15 protein-coding genes are annotated in these 22,248 nt (G+C 35.8%); 5 read left to right on the top strand and 10 right to left on the bottom strand.

Translation table 11 applies throughout. The features are described from left to right. Positions 1-7: 7 nt before the first annotated feature. From sppA to pcnB, 6 genes are all read right to left on the bottom strand, one after another. Complete coding sequence (gene sppA, locus A9G45_RS13045; RefSeq protein ID WP_065566855.1) at positions 8-1,831, bottom strand: signal peptide peptidase SppA; 1,824 nt, start codon at positions 1,829-1,831, stop codon at positions 8-10. Positions 1,832-1,858: 27 nt separating this feature from the next. After that, entirely contained in the window at positions 1,859-2,677 is an 819-nt protein-coding gene (gene apaH / locus A9G45_RS13040) for a bis(5'-nucleosyl)-tetraphosphatase (symmetrical) ApaH (protein ID WP_065566854.1), read from the bottom strand. A gap of 4 nt (positions 2,678-2,681) precedes the next feature. Beyond that, positions 2,682-3,479, bottom strand: coding sequence for a 16S rRNA (adenine(1518)-N(6)/adenine(1519)-N(6))-dimethyltransferase RsmA (gene rsmA / locus A9G45_RS13035; RefSeq protein WP_065566853.1), 798 nt, complete (start codon positions 3,477-3,479; stop codon positions 2,682-2,684). Continuing rightward, entirely contained in the window at positions 3,472-4,785 is a 1,314-nt protein-coding gene (gene surA, locus A9G45_RS13030) for a peptidylprolyl isomerase SurA (protein WP_065566852.1), read from the bottom strand. Before surA ends, rsmA begins: the two co-directional genes overlap by 8 nt. An 82-nt stretch (positions 4,786-4,867) precedes the next feature. After that, a complete protein-coding gene (gene lptD, locus A9G45_RS13025) occupies positions 4,868-7,231 on the bottom strand; it encodes an LPS assembly protein LptD (protein WP_065566851.1) in 2,364 nt (787 codons plus the stop codon). Between the two features lie 75 nt (positions 7,232-7,306). Further along, on the bottom strand, positions 7,307-8,581 hold the full coding sequence (gene pcnB / locus A9G45_RS13020) for a polynucleotide adenylyltransferase PcnB (RefSeq protein WP_065566850.1): 1,275 nt from the start codon (positions 8,579-8,581) through the stop codon (positions 7,307-7,309). 491 nt (positions 8,582-9,072) lie between these two features. Here pcnB and oxyR point away from each other — a divergent pair, with 491 nt between their 5' ends. Both oxyR and fabR read left to right on the top strand, forming a co-directional pair. Continuing rightward, positions 9,073-9,999 carry a DNA-binding transcriptional regulator OxyR gene (gene oxyR / locus A9G45_RS13015; RefSeq protein ID WP_065566849.1) on the top strand — a complete coding sequence of 309 codons (927 nt, stop codon included), beginning with the start codon at positions 9,073-9,075 and terminating at the stop codon, positions 9,997-9,999. A gap of 38 nt (positions 10,000-10,037) precedes the next feature. Then, the gene (gene fabR, locus A9G45_RS13010; RefSeq protein WP_065566848.1) at positions 10,038-10,682 is read left to right on the top strand and encodes an HTH-type transcriptional repressor FabR; all 645 of its coding nucleotides are present in this window, start codon (positions 10,038-10,040) and stop codon (positions 10,680-10,682) included. Between the two features lie 240 nt (positions 10,683-10,922). Here the strand turns inward: fabR and pntB are convergent, their stop codons facing one another. Beyond that, the gene (gene pntB, locus A9G45_RS13005) at positions 10,923-12,314 is read right to left on the bottom strand and encodes a Re/Si-specific NAD(P)(+) transhydrogenase subunit beta (protein WP_065566847.1); all 1,392 of its coding nucleotides are present in this window, start codon (positions 12,312-12,314) and stop codon (positions 10,923-10,925) included. Positions 12,315-12,329: 15 nt separating this feature from the next. Then, on the bottom strand, positions 12,330-13,862 hold the full coding sequence (pntA, locus tag A9G45_RS13000) for a Re/Si-specific NAD(P)(+) transhydrogenase subunit alpha (protein WP_065566846.1): 1,533 nt from the start codon (positions 13,860-13,862) through the stop codon (positions 12,330-12,332). 316 nt (positions 13,863-14,178) lie between these two features. Between pntA and mukF the strand changes: the two genes are divergently transcribed. The 3 genes from mukF (at position 14,179) to mukB (ending at position 20,697) form a co-directional block, all read left to right on the top strand. After that, positions 14,179-15,501, top strand: a complete 1,323-nt coding sequence (gene mukF, locus A9G45_RS12995) for a chromosome partition protein MukF (RefSeq protein WP_065566845.1) — start codon at positions 14,179-14,181, stop codon at positions 15,499-15,501. Positions 15,502-15,589: 88 nt separating this feature from the next. Beyond that, positions 15,590-16,276 (top strand): chromosome partition protein MukE, encoded by a 687-nt coding sequence (mukE, locus tag A9G45_RS12990; RefSeq protein WP_065566904.1) that lies wholly within the window; start codon positions 15,590-15,592, stop codon positions 16,274-16,276. A 2-nt stretch (positions 16,277-16,278) separates the two neighbouring features. After that, a complete protein-coding gene (mukB, locus tag A9G45_RS12985; protein ID WP_065566844.1) occupies positions 16,279-20,697 on the top strand; it encodes a chromosome partition protein MukB in 4,419 nt (1,472 codons plus the stop codon). A gap of 131 nt (positions 20,698-20,828) precedes the next feature. Here the strand turns inward: mukB and A9G45_RS12980 are convergent, their stop codons facing one another. Next, positions 20,829-21,467 (bottom strand): LemA family protein, encoded by a 639-nt coding sequence (locus A9G45_RS12980; RefSeq protein ID WP_065566843.1) that lies wholly within the window; start codon positions 21,465-21,467, stop codon positions 20,829-20,831. Positions 21,468-21,886: 419 nt separating this feature from the next. After that, positions 21,887-22,231 carry an integrase core domain-containing protein gene (locus A9G45_RS14825; RefSeq protein WP_081297782.1) on the bottom strand — a complete coding sequence of 115 codons (345 nt, stop codon included), beginning with the start codon at positions 22,229-22,231 and terminating at the stop codon, positions 21,887-21,889. Positions 22,232-22,248 lie beyond the last annotated feature (17 nt).

The following is a 22,248-nucleotide window of genomic DNA, read 5'->3' as shown; positions in this document are numbered from 1 at the left end:
ATTATTACTAACGCACATCGGCGCAATTCAAGCAGTAAATATATCGATTTTGAGAGTCGTGAAACTTACTCCATAAAGAAACCTGCTGTTTAAGTTGTTTTGCTTCAGGTAGTTGTTCAAAAACTATTTCAGCAGTTGATTGAGGCAACATTGCTATCATATTTGAATAAAATGCATTAAACCAATTTCCATTTGGTTTTTGCCAGTCAATTTCGTAATCGGTTATATGAGCCAATGTTGCAGCCGTTTCAATGGCGTCATCGAAGTCGCCTAATTTATCAACAAGCCCAATTTTGTTTGCCTCTGAGCCTAACCAAACTTGGCCTTGTCCTATTTTATCAACTTGCTCAGTCGTCATATTCCTTGCTTTTGCTACTAAAGAAATAAATGTTTGATAGCCATTGTCGATATTCATTTGAATTAGTTGATTCATTTCGGTAGGTAGTTCTTGCGTTGAGCTATTTCCCGCTAACGGTGAGGTAGCTACTCCATCACTGTAAACACCAATATGAGATAATGACTTTTCAAATGTTGGAATAATACCGAAGATACCAATAGAGCCTGTAATGGTATTTGGGCTTGCAATAATGTAATCAGATGCGGTTGATATCCAATATCCACCTGATGCAGCCATTCCGCCCATAGAGACGACAACAGGAATTTTATAGCTACGTAACGCATCCAATTCACTACGGATTGCTTCTGATGCATCTACGCTGCCTCCAGGGCTATTTACTCGTAATATTACTGCTTGTATGTTATGTTTAGTTAAGTTTTTACGAATATTTCTTAATTGTTCTACAATGTCTTGACTACCAGCAATATTACTACTGTTTTCTCCATCGCTAATAGTACCGTTGACAAAAACAACTGCAATAAGTGGCTTGTTATCATTATCTAACTCTTTATCTTTTGATTTAAGTTGATAATCATAAATGCTTAATTGATGTTTCTGAGTCAATTCGGACTCAAACTGGTAGTTAGATGCAATGACATCAACTAATCCATTAGATATAGCATATTGAGCCATGTTTCCATTCGCTACTTTTAAATTAGCTAACATAGTATCTGGTGCTGGAACCAATTGTGTGTTAGCTTTTTTTCGTTGCGTTGATATATCGTCAAGATAGTTATTCCACATAAGTGTTAGCCAACGAGTCGTATTGCTTTTTGCTTCTTCAGACATATCATTACGAATGAATGGCTCGATAGCAGACTTATAAGTACCCACTCTAAAAACGTGTGTGTTGATTTTTAAATTATCAAGTAGGGTTTTATAGTATAGGTTGTTGGCTGCTAATCCATATACATTAACGGCTCCAATAGGTGTCAAATAGATTTTATCTGCATAGCTTGCTAAATAATATTGGCTTTGATTAAAGCTCGAACCAAAAGCGTAAATTGGTTTATTAGCTTCGCTAAATTTAGTCAAATATTTACCCATATATTGAAGAGCGCTCATGTCTGCACCAACAAAATTATCTAATTTTAGGACCATACTGGTAATCTTTGGGTCATTGGCCGCTTGAGCTATTTTTTGCGTCAATTCGAATAAACTATTTTCACGGGAGGTATTTATTTTTTTACCGTAAATTTTATTTTGTAAGGCGTAAATTTCATCACTATAGAGTGTGTTATCAACAATAATCCCTTCAATATCCAAAACCAAAGTTCCATATTGTGGGACAATTTCTTGTTTTTGTGTTTCTTTGATTAATGTGATAACACTAAAAATTAAAATAATAATTATTAGAAATATTAGATTAAGAAATATTTCTCTAATAAAGTTAATTATTTTCCATATTGATTTAATGACAGATAAAGTAGACATAATAATTGGTCCTTTTTAATAGTAACTTTAGCTTTTTGTTTCAATATTACGTTTCTTGAAATATTTTTTATCTTCAAATCGTAAGCATGTTAACTTTCCTCCCCAACAACATCCTGTATCAAGTGCGTAAATGGTTTCAGGTGTGCCTTTTCCGTTTAACGCTGCCCAATGCCCAAAAACAATACTATATTCTTTTGGAATTTTACTTGATAATAAGAACCAAGGTTTAAGTTTTGAAGGTGCTTGCTCGGGCGACTTTTTACAATAAAAATCTAAGCGACCATCCTCATAGCAAAAACGCATGCGAGTTAATGCGTTAGCAATATAGCGCAGTCTATCTAAACCTTTTAGTTCAGGCGACCATTCATCAGGAAAGTTACCATACATTTTATCAAGGAATAAGGCATAAGAGTCACTAGATAACATAATGTTCAAGTCATTTGCACATTTTTTTAGTGTTTCAAGATCCCATTGTGGTGAAATACCAGCATGGGTCATAATTAGTTTTAGTGACTCGTCAATTTGAACCAATGGTTGTTTACGTAGCCAATTCATTAATTCATCAAAATCAGGCGCATTGATTACGCATTCAAGATTATCTTTCTTTTTAGAAACAGTAACACCTGCATAAATTGATAATAAATGTAAGTCATGATTACCTAATACTAATCGAATTTGATTGGCATTATGTTTAACAAACCTTAGGACATCTAATGATTTTGGCCCTCTGGCAACTAGATCACCGGTTAGCCATAGCGTGTCTGATGATGAAAATTTTGCTTTTTCAAGTACTCGCATAAATTCATCATAACACCCATGAATATCGCCAATAAGTAAGTTTGCCATATAGTTAACACCATGAGTTTGCAAGTTGGCAGTATTGCTGTACTGTTAAGTTTTCTGCACGTAAACTTGGATCAATATTTAAATCCTCTAGCTGTTCAGCAGTAAACATGTTGCTTAAACTGTTACGAATAGTTTTACGTCGTTGATTAAATGCTTCCATCGTAATACGAGAAAGTATTTTTATATCATTAACAATATAAGGCTTTTCTTTATAAGGAATTAATTTAACAACAGCTGAATCAACCTTTGGTGCTGGCTTAAATGATGTTGGTGGAACTTCGAGAACAGGTATGATCTGACAATAATATTGAGCCATGACGCTCAATCTACCATAATCTTTACTATTAGGAGCAGCAACTAAGCGAGTTACTACTTCTTTTTGTAGCATAAAATGCATATCAGTAATGATATTTGCATATTCGAATAAATGAAACATTAAAGGTGTTGAAATATTATAAGGTAAGTTTCCAAATACTCTTAATGGTTTGTCTAATTGCTCAGCTAGTTGATTAAAGTCAAAGGTCAGTGCATCTTGTTCAATGACAGTTAGTTTATTTTTCAATAGTGGGTTTTCCACTAATCTGTTGGCTAAATCTCTGTCGATCTCTATAACGGTCAAATGATCAACACATTGACTTATCGGTACAGTTAATGCTGCAAGGCCAGGGCCTATTTCGACTAGAGCCTGCTCTTTTTTGGGCTGTATAGCGGCAACTATATTTTCGATAATATAATTATCATGTAAAAAGTTTTGCCCAAATCGCTTGCGGGCAAAATGCCCTTGATGAACACGGCTATTCATGTTTATCTTCACCTGTAATTTTAATATAGGCATCACCTTTTATTTCTTGAATCCACACTTGGGCCTCTTCAACAAATTTACGATTAAAAATAAGTTGATAAGCTTGTGCCTTTTCCATGGCATTCTTCCCATCAATCCGCCTTGTATCGATTAATTCGATTAAATGCCAACCATAAGATGATTTTATTGGTAGACTTATTTCCCCTTTTTTTAATTGAGCTAGTGCATTTCTAAAACCGCTATCATAAATCTCAGGACGGTTCCAACCTAAGTTTCCCCCTTTACTCGCTGTACCTGTATCCTCAGAATTAGCTTTAGCAGCTGCTTCAAAAGTTGTTGCACCACTAGTAATTGATTTACGAATATCAGTAAGTTTTTGTTTTGCATTTTGGTCTGTGACTAACACATTTGTTTTAATCAAAATATGACGAGCATTTACTTCTTGAACTGTAATTGTTTTTGGTGCTTCTGAACGTGTATCATCAACTTTTAAAATATGCAGACCCACGCCAGAGCGGATAGGGCCAATAATACTGCCTTTTGCTGCACGTATTAAGCGTTCTTCAAAAATAGTCGGTAACTCATTAAGTTTACGCCAACCCATACTACCACCTTTTAAAGCAAGATCATCGTTTGAATATGAAGTGGCTAATTTAGCAAAATTTTCCCCTTTTTGAGCTCGATTAATAATATCCCGTGCTTTATTTGTTGCATTATCTATTTGTTGTTTTGATGCTCTTTCTGGAATAGAAATCAAAATATGGCTAATTTTTACATCAATATTATTAGTTGGTTGACGAGCAATGTTTTTAGCTAAGTTATCAACTTCTTTTTCTGAAACTTTGATTCTTGGTCTTACTTCATGCATTCGTGTTTCTTCAATCAACATGTCATTATGGATTCTTTCACGATACGCTCCATAGCTGATCCCCATTGTTGACAACTTGCTTCGAAGCTGATCGATAGTCATGCCATTTTGGGCAGCGATTCTGTTAATAGCACTAGTTACCTCGTCATCGCTAACAGTGATTTTAGATTTAGCTGCTTTTTGTAAAATTAGGTTTTCAATAATTAGACGATCAATGATTTGTTGTCTGAGCACCTTATCATTGGGTAAGTTTCTAGAATCGGTACTAGCTTTAATTGTTTTTAACATGTCATTAACGTCACTTTCTAAAATAACGTTGTTATTTACAATTGCAGCAACTTGCTCTACAACTTTAGGTGCAGCATTGGCAGATAATGGTGTTAAAACACCTAAACTTACGCTTAGGTTTAAAGCGATAAATAGTTTTAATAATTTCATCTTCACTCAACTTATTTTGTTGTTGCAGCATTCACTGCTTGCAATAAATTTATTGGTTATCTATCATTTTTACAGAAATATCTTATTCAAATGTTGTTGTATATGGTAGTTTTCCGAAATTTAGCATTTTGGCTTTGGTGTCTCGATTGTTGCCTAATCCTTGCAATTCGAAATTAATAGACAATTTATTTTCATATTTGCTTCTACGAGAAGTATTGTTCCAATCTGTTAATTTTCTACCATACTGTATTGTTGTTCCCCAACAACAATCACTATAATGTAATCCGACAAAACCATCTGCGGATTGCCCTAATTTTACATCATAATAATACGATCCAACAGCGCTGACTGTTTGTGATAATGGCCACGCTGTCATCACTCCTGCTTGGGAGATGTCTTGTTTGTAACCTCTATAAGCAGAATTTTTATCAACAGTATCAATATAGTTACGATTTGCGTAGCGATAAGATAATTGTGCTAACTTATCTGCAGAAGGTCGATATTCAAATGTCGCATTAGCTAATGAAATTGTATCAATTCGAGTATCATACTGGACCCCACTTCTAAAGATCATGTCATCATTTATGCGCCAAAAATTATCTGATGCCCAAGTAATACTGCCAGTGTCAGAGTTTTCGTCTAAACCATTATTGTGTTCACTTGTTTTTGATTTGGTAAAATAAGTAATTTGCCCAATTGATAAGTTGAATTTTTCAACTTTGTTCTGATTATAAATTCGTGTTGTTACACCCGTTGATATTTTATTAGTTGAAGCAATTCTATCTAGGCCACTATAAGGCTGATCTCTGAATAAGCCAATATAATCTGATTGCAATATAGTGGAATCATATGCCCAAATATTTGATTGTTTTCGATATGGAATATAGATGTATTTTACTCGTGGTTCTAAGGTTTGAGTATAGTTATGGAGATAAGGCATATCCCGTTCAAAGATGACTTTACCGTCAATACTAAATTTAGGTAAAAAACGATTTACGTTTTTGTCTAAGTATTTATATTGATCAATATAATTTTTAATATTATCTTGTTTATAGTGAGTAGCCATAAAACCCGCTTCGGTGGCTAATGATGACCAAGAATTGGTTAAGGTATAATTAAGCGTTGGTTCCAGATGTGCTCGCCATGCTTTAGGTTTCTTTTGACCCGATGTCAAGAAGCGGGATAGTTGAGAAAATGCTCTAAACTTGAAAGGTCCCAAATCATTATTATAATAACTAATATCTAATTGTGGCTCGGTTTGGTAAAGTGAATTTTTTAATTCAGAGTGAAATGGCTGAAAATGCTTATAGCCTAGCGTAAGATCCCAATTCTCGTCATTATAAGCAATTTTATAGAACTGTGTTAAGTAGCCAGCAGTTTGGGATGCATATTTAGAGTTTAGATTGGTAAGATACTGATTGTCGCTAACACGCGTTGTATCAGTATAAAAACGCCAATTATAGTTAATTAATTCTTCATTTTTCCAATGGAATAACCAACGATGTTTATTATCATCATAATTGTTGCCATTAAAATGATTTTTTCTATCTGCGTCATATTGTCTATCATGTTGCAACCAAGAAAATGCAAGTGTGCCTAAACCTATTTCATTTAAATAACGAAATTCTGTTTGTAATTGTACACCTCGTTTTTGTAAAATTCTCGGCGTAAAAGTTGCATCATAATTTGGTGCAATATTCCAATAGATTGGTATTGAAAAATCAATGCCATCAGTACTGTCATAGCCAAAATTAGGCATCAATAATCCAGAGCGACGTTTATCGCCAGTTGGTAATTGTAAATAAGGTGAATATAGAACAGGGACTTTACCAACACTAAATACCGCATTCCAAACTTCTAGTAGCTGTTCTTCATTGTCATGAATAACCGTTGTTCCCTTAATATTCCATGTACTATCATTAACAGGACAAGATGTAAAACTACCATTTTTTAAAATAACATAGCGGTTCTTTTCAAAATTCATCTGATCAGCATTACCGCGACCAAGTCGATTAACAAGGTGATATTGGCTTGGGCTCATATTGGCATCATTGTTATTGAGATTCATTGATGCATTCTCGCCTTTCATTTTTATCAAATTATCTTGATAATTAATATTTCCTTCTAATGTTACAGTTCGATTATTATCATCATTGGTGTCAATGGTTACTTTGTCTGCTTGAACAGTGCGGTTACCTTGCTCAATAAATACTTCACCTTGATATATGGCAATATTTGGATAAATCGCTTCGAATTGATTCGCTTCAGCATTGACTGGTAAGGTATTTATATTTCCATTGACTAAAGGGCGATCAAACCTAGGTACGTCTACAAGGCATTGAGGATTATTGCTAACAGCTTTCGGTAAATCTATAGCATAACTAGCGTTGTTATACAAAGAAATAGTGATGGTTAGTGCAATAAGAGAAGGCGTTAATTTTTTCATCAATGATTATAAAATTATTATGATTATTTTAATTTCAACATTATAACGATTATTTATAAAAGTGCGAATTAAAAATTAACGTTTCACTTTGCGTTTATTGATTTTATTAAGTTGTTTTACCATCAATATTCTTTTTTCTACCGAAGAGTATTGGAATTCATCCCACCATTTAGCCAGTTCTAAGAGTTCTCCTTTTTCGATTGAGGCTCGCATTTCTAACAGATCATAAGCTGCTCGAAATTTAGGATGTTCTAATATAACAAATGCTCGTTTACCTTCTCGTTTTTTCATACGTAGCTGCAAGCGCCAAATATCTCCCATTGTAGAGGTAAAACGTCGAGGTATGGCAATATTTTTGCATTGCTCACTTAGCACTTCGTTAATTGTCATCGAAAATGAATCATGGAATGGTAAGCCACTTTCAACGCAGGTTGCTTGTGTTTGCTCAATAATTGGGTACCAGAAAAATGCAGCGAATAAAAATGCAGGGTTGACCCGTTTATTGTTGGCAATACGATAATCGGTATTTTTTAGAGCCTGCGCAATGATTTTTTCTAGGTAACCATTTTGATTATTGGTAAAAAACCGCCCAATAATCGGAAATAATTGCTCAAAAAGACAATATTCTCTCAGTAGCTCATAAGTTTTGTAGCCATTGCCTGCTTGTAATAGTTTAAGAGACTCATCAAAAAGCCGAGCAGACGGAATATTTTTTAATAAAGGTGCAAGGTGTTTAATTGGTTCAGCAGTAGCTGGTTCAATTGCCATATTTAATTTAGCAGCAAAACGAACAGTTCTTAACATTCTAACAGGATCTTCTCGATAACGAGTCTGTGGATCGCCGATTAATCGAATAATACCTTTTTGTAAATCTTTCAATCCTCCGCAATAATCACGTAAAGTGAAATCATTAATACTATAATAAAGGGCATTCATGGTAAAATCGCGGCGAATTGCATCTTGTTCAATAGTTCCGTACACATTATCTCGTAACAGCATACCTGATTGTGAACGTTTAGATATATTAGTTTGTCCTTCTTGAGACGCATGATCTCCACGAAAAGTCGCAACTTCAATGATTTCTTTGCCAAACATAATGTGAGCGAGGCGAAATCGTCTTCCCACTAGACGACAGTTACGGAAAAGCTTCTGAATTTGCTCGGGTGTTGCATTAGTCGTGATATCAAAATCTTTTGGTGTTTTGCCTAAAATGAGATCTCTAATACATCCACCTACTAAATAAGCTTCATACCCTTGTTTATTTAATCGATGAAGGACTTTTAATGCATTTTCACTAATTTCTTTGCGGGATATATTATGTTCATTACGTGGAATGGACACATAGCCCATTTTCTGTTTATCTTCATGACGGAAAAACTTTTGATAAAAACGTGAAACTTGTTTAAAAATAGCACACCTCAAAAAAGTATCTTGGCTTAAAAATAGTTATTGTGTGTGATTATATCGTAATTGCTAATAAGTTTCCATGTTTCTTAAAATTGATGTTTTTCTCTCAATAAAATGATTTTTCCAAAATGATTTAAATATTATATTTGATTTTTTGAACATAATTATCAACAATAGTACTTAATATAGTAATATTAGTAATACCTAATTAAAAACGACAAATTTCGTTTTGCATTGGTTAGTGTTTTTTTACTAACTGATTAAGATGAAATAAAACTATACTCAGAACTTCTTCTTGTTTATTTGTTTCGTAGGATATTATTTATAAAGCATTATAATTTAAGAAATTATAAAGCGCATTTTTAATGCTATTAATCTTACATATGGAAGCTATTTGAGTATATACCATTAACTAATAACTTATTGGGGATATTATGAATATTCGTGATTTGGAATATTTTGTTTCGTTAGCTGAATTTCGCCATTTTCGTAAAGCAGCAGATGCTTGCAATGTGAGTCAACCAACTCTTAGTGGCCAAATTAGAAAATTAGAAGATGAATTAGGCGTAATGTTATTAGAACGTACGAGCCGCAAAGTATTATTTACACAAACAGGTATGATGCTAGTTGAACAGGCTAAAGAGATTTTGCGTAATATTCAAATTCTAAAAGAAATGGCAAGCCGTCAAGGTGAAGAAATGTCAGGACCGATGCATATCGGATTAATTCCTACTATAGCGCCTTATCTTTTACCTCATGTTATTACCGTTTTACATGAATCTTTTCCAAAATTAGAACTTTACTTACATGAAGCACAAACGGCTAGTATTGTTGCCCAGTTAGAAAGTGGTAAGCTTGATTGCGCTATTGTTGCGCAAGTTAAAGAGACATCTCAATTTATTGAATTGCCTTTATTTGAGGAACCAATGTTTTTAGCTGTTCGATCTGATAACGAGCTAGCAAATAAAAAGACCATTAAATTATCTGGCTTAAAAGGACATAAATTTTTAATGTTAGAAGATGGCCACTGCTTGCGTGATCACGCAATGGGGTATTGTTTTCAAGTTGGCATTGATGAAGATAAACAGTTCAAAGCGACTAGTCTTGAAACGCTAAGGAGTATGATTTCTGCGGGTCGTGGTATCACTTTATTTCCAGAACTTGCTGCGCCTAATGAGCGAATTCGTGATAATATTTGTTATATTCCTTGTACAGACCCAGTACCATCACGTAGTATTACTTTGATTTATCGCCCTGGTTCACCATTACGCTCTCGCTATGAAACAATAGCTAAGACTATCCGTGAGCATATGCCAAAAGTACTTGCTGAAAAAGAGCAATTATTAAAATCAGCAAATTAATGTTCGAGGATGTAGGAATATCAGAATTGAGCTATTAGATGAAAAATATCAAGACTGGTGGTGTTCGAGCTCAACAGAAAGAAAGAACTCGTCGTACTTTAATCGAAGCCGCATTTAATCAACTTAATGCAGAGCAAGGTTTTGCTAGTTTAAGTTTACGAGAAGTAGCGCGTGAAGCAGGAATAGCCGCTACTTCATTTTATCGGCATTTCCGTGATATGGATGAGCTTGGTTTAGCCATGGTTGATGAAAGTGGCTTAACGCTTCGTCAATTGTTGCGCCAAGCACGTAAACGTATCGAAAAAGGTGGTAGTGTATTACAGACATCAGTAACCACTTTTATTGAATTTATTGATAGAAATCCGAAAGTATTTTTATTGCTTCTTCGTGAAAAGGCAGGGACATCGTCTGCTTTTCGCTCTGCTATTGCGCGCGAAATTCAACACTTTATTGTTGAGCTTGTTGATTATCTTGATAATGCCAACCAAATGCCTCACCATTATAACGAAGCGCAAGCCGAAGCGATGGTCACTATTGCATTTAATGCTGGTGCTGAAGCCATTGATTTTGACATAGTCCAGCGTCAAAAACTAATTGAAGATCTTATTTTTCAGCTTCGAATGGTGTCCCGTGGAGCGTATTATCTTTATCATAAAGAACAAATTAAAAAAGATAACTGTTAGCAGAAAGGCTATTTCATACATGAAACCTGTATTTTTCTAAAATTATTTTAACTAAATAAATCATTTAATTAGTTAGCACTAACAGAAAAGGTTAATATTATTTTGCTAATTTAGTTACTATTTAATTTAGTTAATATTAATGGTATGAATTTCTAGAATTTAAGTTTGTAGATAGGCGACAAAAGCTTATTTTTCGGTTATTACTGTGGCAAGCACCACAGTAATATTTACCGTAATTAATTAAAGGTTTTGTAGCACCTTCTCAACGCTATCTTTCGCATCGCCAAATAGCATATAACTATTTTCTTTAAAGAAGAGTGGGTTTTGCACACCTGCATAACCGGTATTCATTGATCGTTTAGAAATAATTACCGTTTTTGCTTTCCAAACCTCAAGAACTGGCATGCCAGCAATTGGACTATTTGGATCTTCTTCTGCTGCTGGGTTAACAGTATCATTTGCACCAATAACCCAAACGACATCGGTGTCAGGGAAGTCATCATTGATTTCATCCATTTCAAGGACGATATCATAAGGGACTTTGGCTTCCGCAAGTAACACATTCATATGTCCAGGCAAGCGTCCTGCAACAGGGTGAATACCAAATCTCACTTCAATATTCATTGCTCGTAGTTTTTCTGTAATATTACTTACAGCACCTTGTGCTTGCGCAACAGCCATACCATAGCCAGGAACAATAATAACAGAGCGGGCATCTTTTAATGTTTGTGCAACTTCAGCGGGTTGTATTTCACGGTACTCACCTTGTTCTTCATCAGATGAATTTGCTATATTACCATCACTACCAAATCCACCTGCGATAACGCTAATAAATGAACGGTTCATTGCTTTACACATAATATATGAAAGAATTGCGCCTGATGAACCAACTAATGCACCAGTTACAATAAGAAGATCATTACCTAACATAAAGCCTGCAGCAGCAGCAGCCCAACCCGAATAAGAGTTTAGCATTGAAATAACAACAGGCATGTCAGCACCACCAATTGAGGCAACAAGATGGAAGCCAAAAGCAAAAGCGATAATTGCCATAACTAATAAGCTAATTGTTGCACCTGCACCACTTTTCAGTTCAACAAAGCTAAACATTAAAATGATAGAAACAACAATTGCCGCTAGGTTCCAATAATGTTTGTTTGGAATGGATAGCGGTTTAGAACTAATGCGACCATTTAATTTGCCAAAGGCGACAACAGAGCCTGAGAAAGTAACTGCACCGATAAAGACACCTACAAATATTTCAACTAAGTGAACACTAAGTTCACCGCCGCTAAAATTTTGGATGTGAGGATCTAAGAAGCTGTTGAAACCAACAAGCACGGCGGCCATGCCGACAAAGCTGTGAAGTAAGGCAACCAGTTCTGGCATTTGTGTCATTTCAACTTTTTGAGCTAAATATAAACCAATTGCCGCACCAATAACCATAGCGATAACTATCCAGTGTAGCCCACCAGTGATACTAGCAACCGCTGCGATAAGGGCGATTGCCATGCCAATCATACCGTAGATATTTCCTGATTTGGCCGACTCTTGGTTAGAAAGACCTCGTAAGCTAAAAATAAAAAGTAATGCAGCAATAACATAGGCTGCTTGAATTATTCCATTACTCATAATTTATGCTCTCCTTTACTTATCACGTTGGAACATTTTCAGCATTCTTTGGGTAACAAAGAATCCACCAAAAATATTGATACTAGCAATCAAAATAGCTACAAAGGCAATTGCCGTTGTTAAGCCATTATCATCGCTGACTTGTAATATTGCACCGACTAATATAATACCGGAAATGGCATTTGTTACCGACATTAGTGGTGTATGTAAAGAATGTGTGACATTCCACACTACGTAGTAGCCAACTACACAAGATAACGCAAACACAGTAAAGTGACCTAAAAAGCTTTCAGGAACGGAATGAGCAAGCCAGAAGAAAGCAATAATAGCCAAAGCTAAAATACCGTATTTTTTACGAACATCCATTGGTTTTGGTTCTGGCTTGGCTATTGGTTCAGCTACTTTTTTCTGTGGTTGAGCTGATACTTGAATTGGTGGCGCTGGCCAAGTAATTTCTTTATCTTTAACAACGGTAACACCGCGGATAACAACATCTTCAAAGTTAATATCAATGTTTCCGTCTTTTTCTTTAGCTAGCAGCTTCAATAGGTTAACAATGTTAGTCCCATAAAGTTGAGATGCTTGAGCTGGCATACGATTAGCTAAATCAGTATAACCAACAATTTTTACATTATTATCTGTTTCGAAAACTTCGCCGGGTTTAGTTAATTCACAGTTACCGCCAGTTAACGCAGCTAAATCAACAATAACACTTCCTGGTTTCATTGATTCAACCATTTCTTTAGAAATAAGTTTCGGTGCTGGTTTACCTGGAATGAGTGCTGTGGTAATAATGATATCCACATCTTTGGCTTGTTCTGCAAATAAAGCCATCTCTGCTTCTATAAAAGCTGCTGACATCTGTTTTGCATAACCATCACCAGTTCCAGCTTCTTCTTCAAAGTCTAGCTCTAAAAAATCGGCGCCCATACTGTTAATTTGTTCAGCAACTTCTGGGCGGGTATCAAAAGCACGGACAATTGCACCTAAGCTCACTGCTGCACCAATTGCGGCAAGACCAGCAACCCCTGCGCCAATAACTAATACTTTTGCTGGTGGTACTTTACCAGCAGCAGTAACTTGACCTGTAAAGAATCGACCAAATTGGTTAGCCGCTTCAATAACAGAACGATAACCAGCAATATTAGACATTGAACTTAATGAATCTAAAGATTGTGCGCGTGAAATACGAGGCACACAGTCCATTGCCATCACAGTAATATTTTTAGTTGCTAATTTTTCTAATAGTTCCTTGTGTTGTGCTGGATAAATATAACTGATGAGTGTTAATCCATCTTTCATTAAAGCAATTTCATCATCTGTTGGTGCATGAAATTTTAAAATGAGATCATTTTGCCAAATATCTTGCGTATTTTGAATTGTGGCTCCAGCATCAATAAAAGCTTGGTCTTCAAAATGAGCAGCATGTCCAGCGCCTTGCTCTACAGAAACTGTAAAACCAAGCTTTAACAGTTGCTCAATTGTTTGAGGGGTAGCGGCAACTCTAGCTTCATTGGCTAACCGTTCTTTAGGTATACCGATATGCATTTCGTTACGTCCTTATGTTAGTTTATTGAATGTGTATTGATTTTAGCATAAATAGTTTTGTGTGCGAGTAGGGAATCCATTTTTTATTCAAGAAATAAGATTTTAAATTATTTTAGTGATATTTATTAATTAATATTATTATGAAGTCATTACTAAATAGCTATAATTTTAATGGTATGGTTTTGACGCTTTCATTGAATATCATTACAAATTTACTCTATATTGTTATATAATCGGCAATATTTTCGTTTATACCGCAAGATAAAAAACTATGTGGTGTTTTTGATTTTATTCTCCTTAAATTAAGGATTTTTTTATGATTGATTTTTCCCAATCAGTGCCAGAACTGGTCTCTTGGGCAAAAAAGAATGATTTTTCGATCGTCTTGCCTGTTGAAAGGTTAGCTTTTTTATTAGCTATTGCTGTATTAAACAGCGAGCGTTTTGATGGAGAGATGACAGAATCGGAATTAATTGACGCTTTTAGGCATGTTTCACAAATTTTTGAGCAAAGTGAAGATACCATTACTGTGCGTGCCAATAATGCAATTAATGATTTAGTCCGACAGCGGTTTATTACTCGATTTACCAGTGAAATGACCGATGGGTTTTCTATCTATCGTTTAACACCTTTAGGAATAGGTATTACCGACTATTATATCCGTCAGAGGGAGTTTTCCACGTTACGTTTATCTCTTCAGCTTTCTATTGTTGCACAAGAGTTAAAACGAGCTGCTGACGCAGCACTTGAAGGTGGCGATGACTTACATTGGCATCGCAATGTTTTTGCACCGTTAAAATATTCAGTTGCTGAGATTTTTGATAGTATCGATATCACACAACGCGTAATGGATGAGCAACAAGCTGATGTGAAGCAAAATATTTCGGCATTATTAAGCCAAGATTGGCAAGCGGCGATTAGTAGTTGTGAAGGTTTGCTCACCGAAACATCGCAAACATTGCGCGAATTACAAGACACTTTAGCAGCGGCTGGGGATAAATTGCAAGCCAGTTTGCTTTTAATACAAGATGCGACGCTTGATAATCCTGATCTTGATAAAATTAACAATGTTGTTATGGATTTACAAGGTAAACTAGATCGAATTATTGGTTGGGGGCAAAAAGCGATAGACCTTTGGATCGGTTATGATCGCCATGTTCATAAATTTATTCGTACTGCTATTGACTTAGATAAAAATCGTGTGTTTTCACAGCGTTTACGCAAATCGATACAAGGATATTTTGAGTTGCCTTGGGCACTGACATTCGCTAATGCCGATCGCTTACTTGATATGCGTGATGAAGAACTAGCTTTACATGAAGCAGAAGTAACAGGAGAATTACCGTCAGAACTTGAATTTGAAATGATTGAAGAGATTCAAGAACATATAATTGCTCATATTGAGCAAAATTTATTGGTCTTTAAGCAAGAACATAAACCACTTGATATAGGTCTTGCCATTTATAGCTATTTGGAACAGTTCCCACGAGAACAACACTTTGATATTGCAAGGTTATTTATTGAGCAAGCTATTCGTCTAGGTATTGCCGAAGATGACTTGCTTGGAATTCCTGCTGAGTGGAAGCCTATTAACGATTATGGAGCTAAGGTGCAAGCACATGTCATCAACAGATATTAACGATTTTGAAACACAACGAACCGCACATCATCTTGATGAAGTTAAGGAGCGTATAGCCGCAAGCTCTCAAGCGTCTATTGATAAATATATGCCAGTTAAATTGGCGCAAGCAATTGCTAATCCCATCTTCCCTGAGCTTGATAGTTTACTGCGTTCTGGGCGCCATATTGGCATTGATGAGCTTGATCATCATGCCTTTCTAATGGATTTCCAACTTGAGCTTGAACAATTTTATCAACGTTATAATGTTGAATTAATTCGAGCGCCAGAAGGCTTTTTTTACCTACGCCCTCGTTCTACAACATTAATTCCTCGCTCAGTTCTTTCTGAACTTGATATGCTTGTTGGCAAGGTACTTTGCTATTTATACTTAAGCCCAGAACGATTGGCTCATGAAGGCATTTTTACCCTACAAGAATTGTTTGATGAGTTAGTTTCGTTAGCTGATGAAAGTAAATTACTTAAATTAGTGAACCAACGTTCAACAGGATCTGATTTGGACCGCCAAAAACTCTTTGATAAAGTGAAAACAGCTTTAAATCGTTTACGCCGGCTGGGTATGATCTTTTTTATTGTTGGTAACGATAGTAATCGTTTTCGTATCAACGAAGCTATTTTCCGCTTTGGGGCAGATGTGCGTAGTGGTGATGATGTACAAGAAGCCCAATTACGCTTAATTAGAGATGGAGAAGCAATTAAAATTGAATCATCACTTACCTTAGATAATGACAATAATGAAGAGCAATATGAAGACGTTAATGAGGAGACAGAATAAACATGATTGGCCACGGTAAATTTCACTCATTAACGCTAATTAACTGGAATGGTTTTTTTGCGCGAACTTTTGAGCTTGATCAATTAGTCACAACGCTATCGGGTGGTAATGGCGCGGGTAAATCCACTACGATGGCAGCATTTGTTACAGCATTAATTCCCGACTTAACCTTATTACATTTTAGAAACACAACCGAAGCAGGGGCAACATCAGGATCTCGAGATAAAGGTTTGCATGGTAAATTAAAACCAGGCGTTTGCTATTCTATGCTTGATGTAATTAACTCTCGTAACCAACGAATTATTTGTGGTGTACGATTACAGCAAGTAGCGGGGCGTGACAAAAAAGTTGATATCAAACCATTTTTATTGCAAGGCTTATCGGTAAATATAAGCCCAACTGAACTAGTAACAGAAAGATTAAATGATAAACAGGCACGTATTTTGTCGTTGCCAGAGTTAAAAGAAAAAGTTGAATTGATGGAAGGCATTATCTTTAAACAATTTAACTCTATTACTGATTATCATTCAGTTATGTTTGATTTTGGTCTTTTACCAAAACGATTACGTTCTCCATCTGATAGAAGCAAGTATTATCGTTTGATCGAAGCTTCCCTTTATGGTGGTATCTCAAGTGCTATTACCCGCTCACTGCGTGACTATTTATTACCTGAAAATAGCGGTGTACGTAAAGCCTTTCAAGATATGGAAGCGGCATTACGTGAAAACCGAATGACTTTAGAGGCTATTCGAGTCACGCAATCGGATCGCGATTTATTCAAACATCTTATTAGTGAATCGACTAATTATGTCGCCGCTGATTATATGCGCCATGCTAACGAACGCCGAGTGCATATTGAATCAGTACTTGGTTTGCGCCGTGATATGTTTAAAACACAAGATTTGCTTATTAGCAATCAATATCGTCAAGTTGAAATGGCGAAAGAGCTTAAAGAACATCAAGCAGCGCAAAGCGATTTAGAAACGGATTTACAAGCTGCTAATGATCACCTGAATTTAGCGCAAGCCGCATTGCGTCAACAAGAGAAGATCGATCGCTATCAAGCTGATTTAGATGATCTAAATTTAAAGCTTGAAGAGCAAAATGAAGTGGTGCTTGAAGCAAATGAACAATATCACATTTATCGTGATCAAGTTCAACAAACTGAACAAGAAGTTGATGAAATCAAAACCCAGCTAGCAGATTACCAGCAAGCACTTGATGTTCAACAAACACGTGCAATTCAATATCAACAAGCGTTGCAAGCACTAAAAAATGCGCAATCATTATGCCAACTACCAAAACTAAGCATTAGCAATATTGAAGATCATTTTGCTGTATTTGATGAAAAGCAAAAAGAAATTACCGAACAAGTGCTTGAGCTAGAACAAAAATTAAGTGTATCTGATGCGGCAATTAATCAGTTTGATCGTGCTTATCAATTGGTGGTTAAATTAGTTGGTGATGTGACTCGTAGTGATGCGTTTGTTGCAGCAAAAGAATCGTTAAGAAAATGGCCATCACAATGTTACCAAGCCGAACAAGCCGAACATTTACAGTTACAACTAGATGAGCTTGAACAACGTTTTTTTGAGCAGAAAGAGGCGGAATCATTATTAACACAATTTTGTAAACGCATTAATCGTCAAGTTAATTACGATGAACTTGATGATTTAAAGCAAGAGCTTGAAATGCAATTAGACGAAGTCGCAGAGCTTGCTAACAAATCGAGTGAAAAAAGAATTGAATCTAGACAAGAGTTTGAACAGATTCAATCGAAAATTGCTGATTATCGCCAAAAAGCGCCATTATGGTTAAAAGCTCAAGATTCCCTAATTGCTTTGCAAGAACAAACAGGCGAAACTTTTAGTAACAGCCAAGATGTTACACAACATATGCAAAAGTTACTTGAAAAAGAGCGTGTGCTTGTTGCTGAGCGAGATCAAATTAGTTTTAGACGTAATCAATTAGATGTTCAAATTGAACAACTGAATCAACCTAGTGGCGTTGATGATGGTCGCCTATCTATGCTTTCAGAGCGATTTAATGGTGTCTTACTCTCTGAAATTTATGAAGATGTAACCATAGATGATGCCCCTTACTTTTCAGCGCTTTACGGCCCAGCAAGGCAAGCGATTGTTGTACCTGACTTATCGCTGGTTAAACAGCAGTTAGAAAGCCTGACAGCAAGTGATGAGGATTATCCAGAAGATATTTATTTTATCGAAGGAGATCCATCATCATTTGATGATAGTGTTTTTGATTGTGAAGAGATGAATAAAGCGGTGTTAGTTAAAACCGGTGAGCGCCAATGGCGATTCTCAAGTTTTCCTCATGTGCCATTATTTGGTCGTGCAGCACGTGAAATCCACCTCGAAAAATTATCTGCTGAACGAGATGAATTGCATGAACGTTATGCAACTATTTCATTTGATTTACAAAAGTTACAACGCATTGAGCAAAATGTTGGACAATTTATCGGTCAATATCTTGCTGTAGCTTTTGATATTGATCCTGAAGCTGAAGTTCAAAAATTAACAATGAGACGTAATGAAATTGAACGTCAACTCGCATCTCAAGAAAGTATCGATCAACAAAACCAACAACAAGTCGCTAATTATAAAGAGCAATTAGCAACTATTAATAAACTTGTTGCCCAGATGCATCTACTTGCTGATGATGATTTAGCTGATCGTGTTGATGAATTGCGTGAACAATTAGCTGAAGCGCAAGAATCAGTGCAATATGTTAGCCGTAATCGTAACACAGTTTCTGAACTTGAACCGATTGTGACGGTATTACAAAGCGATCCAGAGCAAAATGAAGCATTACGAGAGCATTACAATCTAGTCAAAGCACAGCAACAAACCATTCGACAACAAGTCTTTGCATTAACTGAAGTGATACAACGCCGTGCTCATTTTAGTTATGAAGATTCAGCGGGCATGTTAAATGAAAATAGCGACTTAAATGAACAATTACGTTCTCGCTTAGAAATCGTTGAAGCTCAAAAAGTTGCAGCACGCAGCCAAATGCAACAGTATCAAGATAAATACAATCAATATAATCAAACGCTTGCATCGCTAAAAAGTGCTTTTGAAACTAAGCGCGATATGCTAAATGAACTACATAAAGAAATTGAGCAAATCGGTGTAAAAGCCGATGCGATTACTGAAGAGCGGGCACGCGCTCGCCGTGATGAAATCCATCACAAATTAAATAGTAATCGCCAACATTGTACATCGCTTGAAAAACAATTGATTATGTGTGAAAGCGAAATGACGCAAATGCAAAAACGCTTAACTCAAACGTTGCGTGATTATAAACAACTTCGAGAACAAGTAGTGCAAGCGAAAGTGGGTTGGTGTTTAGTACTAAGACTAGTTAAAGACAATAGCGTTGAACGCCGTTTACATCGTCGTGAGCTTGCTTATTTAAGTGCCGATGAGCTGCGTTCAATGTCAGATAAAGCATTAGGCTCATTACGTTTAGCAGTTAACGATAATGAACATTTACGGGATATCTTAAGATTATCTGAAGATCCAAAACGCCCAGAACGCAAAATTCAATTTTATATTGCAGTTTATGCGCATTTACGCGAACGAATTCGCCAAGATATTGTAAAAACTGATGATCCAATTGAAGCTATTGAACAAATGGAAATTGAGTTATCGCGTTTGACCGAAGAATTAACATCTCGAGAACAGCAGTTAGCGATAAGCTCCAAAAGTGTGTCAAATATTATCCGTAAAACTATTCAACGTGAGCAAAACCGTATCCGACTACTTAACCAAGGATTACAAGCAGTGGCATTTGGTCAAGTTAATGGGGTACGCTTAAATGTTAATGTTCGAGAGGCGCATTCCTCGCTTTTAGCCGCACTTGCTGATGAAAAAAATGAACATCAAGATCTGTTTAGTAACAATCGTATTACTTTCTCAGAGGCTTTAGCTAAACTTTATCAGCGCTTAAATCCACATATTGATATGGGACAACGAACCGCTCAAAATATTGGTGAAGAGCTACTTGATTATCGAAATTATCTTGAAATGGATGTTGAAGTCAATCGGGGGGCTGATGGTTGGTTACGTGCTGAAAGTGGCGCATTATCAACGGGCGAGGCCATCGGTACAGGTATGTCAATTTTACTCATGGTGATTCAAAGTTGGGAAGAAGAATCCAAGCGACTACGTAATAAAGATATCTTACCATGTCGTTTGTTATTCTTAGATGAAGCGGCTCGATTAGATGCAAAATCCATTGCAACATTATTTGAGTTATGTGAACGTTTGGAGATGCAATTAATTATAGCTGCCCCAGAAAATATCAGTCCTGAAAAAGGTACAACGTATAAACTTGTGCGTAAAGTTATCAATAACCAAGAACATGTCCATGTGGTTGGGTTGAAAGGTTTTGCGTAATAATTTTTAATTATATTTACTTATTTTTTCGCCGACATTGTCGGCGAATTTTTAATGATAAGTGATAAAAATATACTTTCTTCCAACCAAACCAAAGAAGCGCTAATGTTATCACTAGATCTTTGTTAATTTTACGGCTCGACTTCTTCAGTATTATTATCTCTTTTCGCTTTTATTTTTTTGACATTTTCAGTTGCTACCGAGGCCATTCTTCCCATGGTATCTCTAAGAATTTTTCCATCATCGGTTTTAAATGAAGCAAGCTGTTCTATACCATTTTCATCGACTTCAAAATAGGTTGCTTCAACAAACCCCAATTTACTTGCATAGAATAGATGAGGAATACTACCACGAGTTGAATTATAGATTTGAACTGCCGCATTATAATCTTCTCTTCTTTTTAAAATCGTGTTTTCAATCTCATCAAGTTGCACCATTAATTGCTGATAAGTCGAGTTTGCTTTTAAATCAGGAAAACGATTTGCTAGCATTTGAACATTACCGATAACTCGAGATGCTTCAGATGCAACATTATTTGCGGTAGCAATATTATTACTCTCAGTCACGGTAAAGTGAGTTAACTTTTCATGATCGCCATAACTAGACGCGATATCAGACAACCTTTGCGCTATATCGTGCCTTTTCTTTATCGTTACATAAATATTTGATTGTTTTTGTTTTACATTTTCAGCTAAGCTCCTAAGTTTATTGTATGCAAGAAATAGCCAAACTAAAAGACCAATGACCAAAATAAAAAATAAGAAAAACATATTATTGCCTCTTTGTTGTAATTAAATTTCTATAATTTAGATAATTAATATTTCTTTATATTTCATTGTAAAGATATGATAAAAGCAAGCCAATATGAAACGGGTTTGAATAAATATAGAGAATTGAGCATATATTACAGCTGGCTTATTGATATTAGAAGTGTTACCTATTCAGTAAATATGGTTCGCATCAAGCCCGTTATCGTAAACCTTGCTAATTAATAGGCACGTTATCACACATTCTTGTTACTTTCAACTTATGTTAAAACAATAACTTATTTTATTTATTCAGTAAATAAGGTCTGTAGATTGCAGAAGAGATAAATGATGGTGTTTTAAACCTAACACTGTTCATTGGTTTGAAATAGTGTGAATGAATTGTAAATCCCCCAAACTTAGTACACAACTCACGAAGAAAATCATGCTGCTTGTTTTAGTGTTTTATACTCAATCGGTGTCACGTTATTTAGTGCCTCATGCGGTCTTTCGGTGTTATAAATGGTTAGCCATTCTTCGGTTACCTTTCTTGCTTGTTCTAGATTATTAAATAGATATAAATCGAGCACTTCAGTGCGATAGGTACGATTAAATCGTTTAATATAGCCATTTTGATACGGGCTACCGGGCTGGATATAATCAATGGTTATACCATGTAATTTAGCCCAGTTTATAAAGGTTTTTCCTGTAAATTCTGGCCCATTATCGACCCGTATTTTTAATGGATACCCATGATATTCGGCCAGTTTATCTAAGTAACGGGTAATCCTTACGCCTCACGATT

The sequence above is a fragment of the Gilliamella sp. HK2 genome, assembly GCF_001690265.1.
Taxonomy (GTDB): Bacteria; Pseudomonadota; Gammaproteobacteria; order Enterobacterales; family Orbaceae; genus Gilliamella; species Gilliamella apicola_C.
Note: the sequence above shows the minus strand (reverse complement) of the source record. Positions and strands in the feature narration are given on the sequence as shown.